This is a genomic window from uncultured Agrococcus sp., from assembly GCF_945915485.1.
Lineage (GTDB): Bacteria > Actinomycetota > Actinomycetes > Actinomycetales > Microbacteriaceae > Agrococcus.
Window position 1 is genome coordinate 1 of the sequence record NZ_CAMEFJ010000125.1, and the last position, 5,060, is coordinate 5,060.

At 65.4% G+C, this 5,060-nt stretch carries 5 protein-coding genes and 1 pseudogene; all 6 read left to right on the forward strand.

Annotated features, from left to right (window positions below; translation table 11 throughout):
• Positions 1 to 82 precede the first annotated feature (82 nt).
• Entirely contained in the window at positions 83 to 1,459 is a 1,377-nt protein-coding gene (locus Q0O95_RS13065) for an FAD-dependent oxidoreductase (protein WP_293699490.1), read from the forward strand.
• Positions 1,456 to 1,710, forward strand: coding sequence for a hypothetical protein (locus Q0O95_RS13070; protein ID WP_293699492.1), 255 nt, complete (start codon positions 1,456 to 1,458; stop codon positions 1,708 to 1,710). Before Q0O95_RS13065 ends, Q0O95_RS13070 begins: the two co-directional genes overlap by 4 nt.
• A gap of 69 nt (positions 1,711 to 1,779) precedes the next feature.
• Entirely contained in the window at positions 1,780 to 2,472 is a 693-nt protein-coding gene (locus Q0O95_RS13075; protein ID WP_293699495.1) for a hypothetical protein, read from the forward strand.
• On the forward strand, positions 2,462 to 2,782 hold the full coding sequence (locus tag Q0O95_RS13080; RefSeq protein ID WP_293699497.1) for a hypothetical protein: 321 nt from the start codon (positions 2,462 to 2,464) through the stop codon (positions 2,780 to 2,782). The genes Q0O95_RS13075 and Q0O95_RS13080 overlap by 11 nt, the downstream gene beginning before the upstream one ends.
• Positions 2,779 to 4,617: a GAF domain-containing protein gene (locus tag Q0O95_RS13085; protein WP_293699499.1), complete on the forward strand. Its 1,839-nt coding sequence runs from the start codon at positions 2,779 to 2,781 to the stop codon at positions 4,615 to 4,617. The genes Q0O95_RS13080 and Q0O95_RS13085 overlap by 4 nt, the downstream gene beginning before the upstream one ends.
• Before the next feature lie 121 nt (positions 4,618 to 4,738).
• Positions 4,739 to 5,060 (forward strand): annotated as a pseudogene (locus Q0O95_RS13090) (3-hydroxy-3-methylglutaryl-CoA reductase); the annotation flags it as partial.

Here is a 5,060-nt window from a genome sequence, read left to right on the forward strand (position 1 = left end):
CCCCCCGAGCGCTGAGCCCGAAGGGGGGACTCCGCAGTATCCGCACCGAACGCGGGTCAGCGGTGCCAGAATAGAGGCAGCCATGAGTAGTGAAGAGCGCAGTTTCGAATCCTTCGACGTCGCAGTGCTCGGCGGTTCCCTCGCCGGGCTCGTCGCCGCGCGTGATCTCGCGCGCCGCGGGTACCGCGTTCTCGTCATCGAGGAGTCGGATGCGATCGGCGGCTCAGCAGCCGGCCTTGCGCTCGGTGGTTTCGCTGTGAGTGCCAGGGCAGAGGGTTTCGTCGACGAGACCGGTGCCCTTCGTGAACTCGGTGCCGAACTCGGATTCAGCACCACGGCGCCCCGGTCGGCAATGACTGCGATCCGGCTGCCGGGGCGTACGGTGCCGATGCCGGAGAACACCGTGCTCGGCATCCCCGGCGCACCCCTTGCAAAGGACGTCATCGACCTGCTCGGCTGGAGCGGCGCCCTGCGCGCCTACGGCGACCGTCTTCGGCCGGTTCTGAAGATCGGCCGCTACAGCGAACTCGGCTCGCTCGTGCGTGGCCGGATGGGTCGCCAGGTCGTCGACCGGATGCTCGAGCCCGTCACACGTGCGGTCTTCGGCGCCCGAGTGGATTCGATCAGCGTCGCTGACGCCCTGCCAGAGCTCAACGGGGCGATCACGCGCTCGGGGTCGCTCTCCGGCGCGATTTCGATGCTGCGCGCTGACCGCGATGCCGACGACGCCTACGCAACTCGCGACTTCGATGGTGGGATGCATGCATTCGTCGACGCGCTCGCGGCCGATGCAGAGGATTACCACGCGACCGTGCGCCTCGGCGAGAGCGTCGACCTCGCTGCTCGCGACGACGAGGGCTGGTTGCTGACGCTGAACAGCGGAGAAGAGGTGCGAACGCAGGCGATCGTGGTCGCGGATACCGATAGCGCGGCCCCTGCTCGTGTTGCCCTGCTCGCTCCGGTCGCAGCACGTACGGGATCGAATGCACGGAAGTTCTCGCGCCTGTTCGTCGCACCTGCCGAACAGAATGTGCGGTGTGTCGAGCTCATCGATGCGACCTCGATGTGGGGCGTAGGGCCCGATTCTGCCGCAGTGCTCGTGCTCAGTTACCGTGACGAACCGACGAAACGCGATACCCGTGCCGCAGCGGATGAAGCGCTTGTCGAATGGGCCGTTGCCGACGCGGAGACGCTGTTGGGCATCCGAATCGGCACACCGGAAGCTGCCGTTCACACAGGGCCGGCCTCGTCTCGTGCTGCTCCCGAGGCGGGTGACGGTGTTCACTCGATCGCGGGCAGCGCGTCCCTGAGCGAGGTTGTCAAGAATGCCCGTGCCACCGCTGCCGCGGTGCGTCGAGAGGATTTTGCGGTAGCCGGTGTCTCGTGGACGGAACGCATCAACGCGGATGCCGCAGAGCACACGGATATTGCGACGACGGACAGCAAGGAGACGCCATGAGCAAGAAGACAGGCGAAGCAGCAACGAACAAGGCACAGGACCTCGTGCGGGCACAGCTGGCGGACGCGAAGACAGAAGCCTTTGTCGACGACGGGATGCTCTTCCTGACTGCAACGATCGAGCACGACGGTGAGAAGCTGGTGGCTTCGCACGCGTACACGCTCGATTCCATGCGGCCGGAGGAGCTCGATGCGGCTGCGCGGGATGTTGCGGACCGCGTTCTGCAGCAGTTGCAGGGCAGGGATCGGTAATACGTGAACGAACGAGATGGAATTCAATCCTGTGGATTGAATTCATGCAAGAGAGGGATCAGTAAATAGATGACTGATCGAGATGAGTCCATCGAGAACCTCATAGCCTCCATCGACGCCGAGTTCGAGCTCGGCGACGCGGAACACATTTGGCTGCGCCCCGACTCGACGGTGGCGGAGCTGCAGGAGCGGCTGGATGGCCTGGGGATGCGCCGCGTCGGGCTGAAGGCCGTTCGCATCGCCTCCTATACGGGCTCGGATCTGTTCTTCGTGGTCACGGTGGAGGGCGAGCAGGTCTTCGAGGACTCGGATCCGAATCTGGCATGGACGACGGACTCGGCGCGGAATCACGAGCGCGAGGGTGCGAGCGCGATGGTGTCGGCACGCTACGACGATCGGGGGCTCTATGCGGGCTTCGTCGACTTCGTGCTCGACTCGAACGAGCTGAACTCGCGAGGGCTGCTCTCGAGCGATGACGGGCAGGGCGTTCTCGGCATCCTCGTGCCGGAGCTGGAGGCGGTTGTTCCGCTCACGTACGCGTCTGTGATCTCGTGGCGTTCGCGATTCGACGGTACGGACAACGAGCTCATCGTGCGCGACGGCCCCGCCTATCGCGAACTGATGGCGCGGTTCGGTGATTACTATTCGAGCCGGCCCCTCGACCCTGCCAGAGTTGAGGCTGACATCGAGCGCATCCACGCGTTCATGACGAGGCTTGCGGCCGGTGAACGAATCGAACCGGGAGAGTGGCATGGCGGGTAAACCGACACTGGATCACGGCAGCACGGACATCGACGAGCTGTGGGATGGCGGTGGCAATGACCACTGCGACTGGCAGGATGCCGTGTGCACGGAGACGCCCACGCACAGTTACGTGTCTTTCTGCGACGACCCGAACTGCCCCGACAGGCACACTGCGAGCCTGTGCGCGAGGCACTACGTGGTCGAGATGAGTCGCCACATCGAGCACATTCTGCAGTGCCCCGAGTACACGGATGCGCCGGATACGGAAGAGCGGAAGCAGGCGGTCTTCGCGCACGTGTCCGCCTGGGGAGCGATCGGCGGAAAGTGACGACGCCGCGGCTGCACGACGTGCTTTCGTCCATTGCTGACGGCAGAGAGGTGGACGCCGCATCCCTGCAACGTCTGCGGGACGACGATGCTGCGACGGCAGCGCTCGTGGAGCAGGTCGCCGACCGATTCTCGCGATTGCGTCGCCGCGATTCACAGTTCGCCGCCGTCGTCGCCATGACGCACGATCTTGTCGTGCAGCGCGACGGTGCGCTTCTGGATCGCATCGTCGACCGGGCGCACGAGCTACTCGGCTCCGACATGACGTATATTTCGGCGTACGACGCCGACAGCGAGACGTTCGAGGTGCGTGCCGTTCGGGGTGCCTCCAGCTCCGACTTCCTCGGCATGGTCGTGCCCCGCGGTGTGGGGATCGCCACGCGCGTCGTGAAGAAGATGGGCCCGGTCTGGGTCGACAACTACCCGGACGCGGCCGAGTTTCCGCACGACACGGTCATCGACAGCGTGGTTGCGGCGGAAGAGATCTCGTCGATTCTGGGAGTTCCGCTCATCGCCGACAGGACCATCCTCGGGGTGCTGTTCGTCGCGGATCGTCGCGCCAGACGGTACACGCCCGACGAGATCGGTCTTGCACGCTCGTTCGCAGATCACGCGGCCATCGTGTTCGAGCAGGGGAAACTCGTCGCGGAGCTCCACAGCGCTTCGAAACGTGCCGACCGCGATCGGCGCCTGGCCGAGTCGCGTGCGAGTGAGATTCGCCGGGCGGCCACGCTGCACGAAGAACTGACGCGCCTTGTCACCGCGGGCTCCGACCCGGACACGGTCGCGCAGGCTCTCGGTGATACGTTGCGCAGGCGCATCGTCGTCATCGATGCCGACGGCGATGTCATAGCGGGGGCGGAGGACCTTGTTCCCGACGAGGTGTTGCCGAAGCGATTCTGGTCGGATATCGCGGAGGGCCGCGGCACCGAGATCGCTTCGGGACCCGTGGAATTCGTCGCTCCCGTCGTCGCGCAGCAGAGCGCGGCAGGCGCCGTACTGGTCGAACGCACGGAGGAAGAGTTGACGCTCGCCGATCGAAGGTCGGTCGAGAGATCCGGGATCGCGTTCGCGCTGTTGTGGATGCAGCGCAAGGCGAGCGATCTCGCCGAGGAGCGCATCCGCGGAGAGCTGGCGAAAGAGCTCATCGATACGGCAGCCAATCGCGAGAACGCGATCGATCGCGTTCGTTCTCGCGGACTGAGCCCGACGAAGCCGTGGGTCGCCGTGCACTTCGGTGTCGAGGCCGCTGCCGCCGATCGCGTTCGGCAGACGCTTCGGGCCGGCACCGACCTCCTGGTCACGGAAACGGGAGGGCTGTTCTGGGTGCTCGCGCAGGAGGGCGCCGTGCAGCAACGCGTCGAGTCCGCGCTTCGCGTCGCGGGAGCCGGCGCACCCTTGACGGCCGTGCACAGGGCAGAAGACCTCGCGTCGCTGCTGGAGGTGCTGCCGTCTGTTCGGGGCGCTCGCGACTTCCTCCTGGCCATGGGGGAGCGATCCGGCACGTTCGACGCCGACGCCTTCGCTCCCTACACCGTGCTTTTCGATGGCAAGGGTGAACGGGCGGTGGCGTTCATCACTGAGGCGCTGCAGCCGCTGCTCAAGTGGGATGCACGCCGCGGCACCGAGCTGTTCGAAACCCTTGTCGTCTCGATGGACGAACAGGGCTCGACGGCGGGCGTTGCTCGCAGGCTCGGGCTGCATCCGAACACTGTTCGGCAGCGGCTGGATCGCATCGCCTCGTTGATTCCGGGCGGCTGGACGGTTCCGGATGCCCGCTTCCGGCTCGAGGCCGCCGTGCGGTTGGAAGCCGCTCGCCGCGCACTGCAGCGGTAGAGCAATCGTCGCTCAGGAGTACATATCCAGTCGCAAAACTGTGTGAGCGGCGCACATAGTGCCGATGCCTGCAAGTTGCTTGAATGAATTCGCGGCGCAACGACGCGAGAAGAGGAGCAACGTGGCTGGAACATCCCGACTGAGCGGACTTCGCAACGAGGACCCCGCGACCAGACTGCAGAAGGTCGCCGAACAGGTACCGTCGCTCGATCCGCATCTCGACGCACTGCGAAGCGGTGGGCTCGATGCAGATCGTTCCGATCGCATGATCGAGCACGCTGTCGGTCAGATCGGTGTACCGGTCGGCGTCGCGACGAACTTCATCGTGAACGGACGCGACGTGCTCGTACCCATGGCGACGGAGGAGCCCTCCGTCGTCGCGGCCGCCAGCAATATCGCTCGCATGACCCGCTCGAGCGGCGGATTCTTCACGTCATCGACGC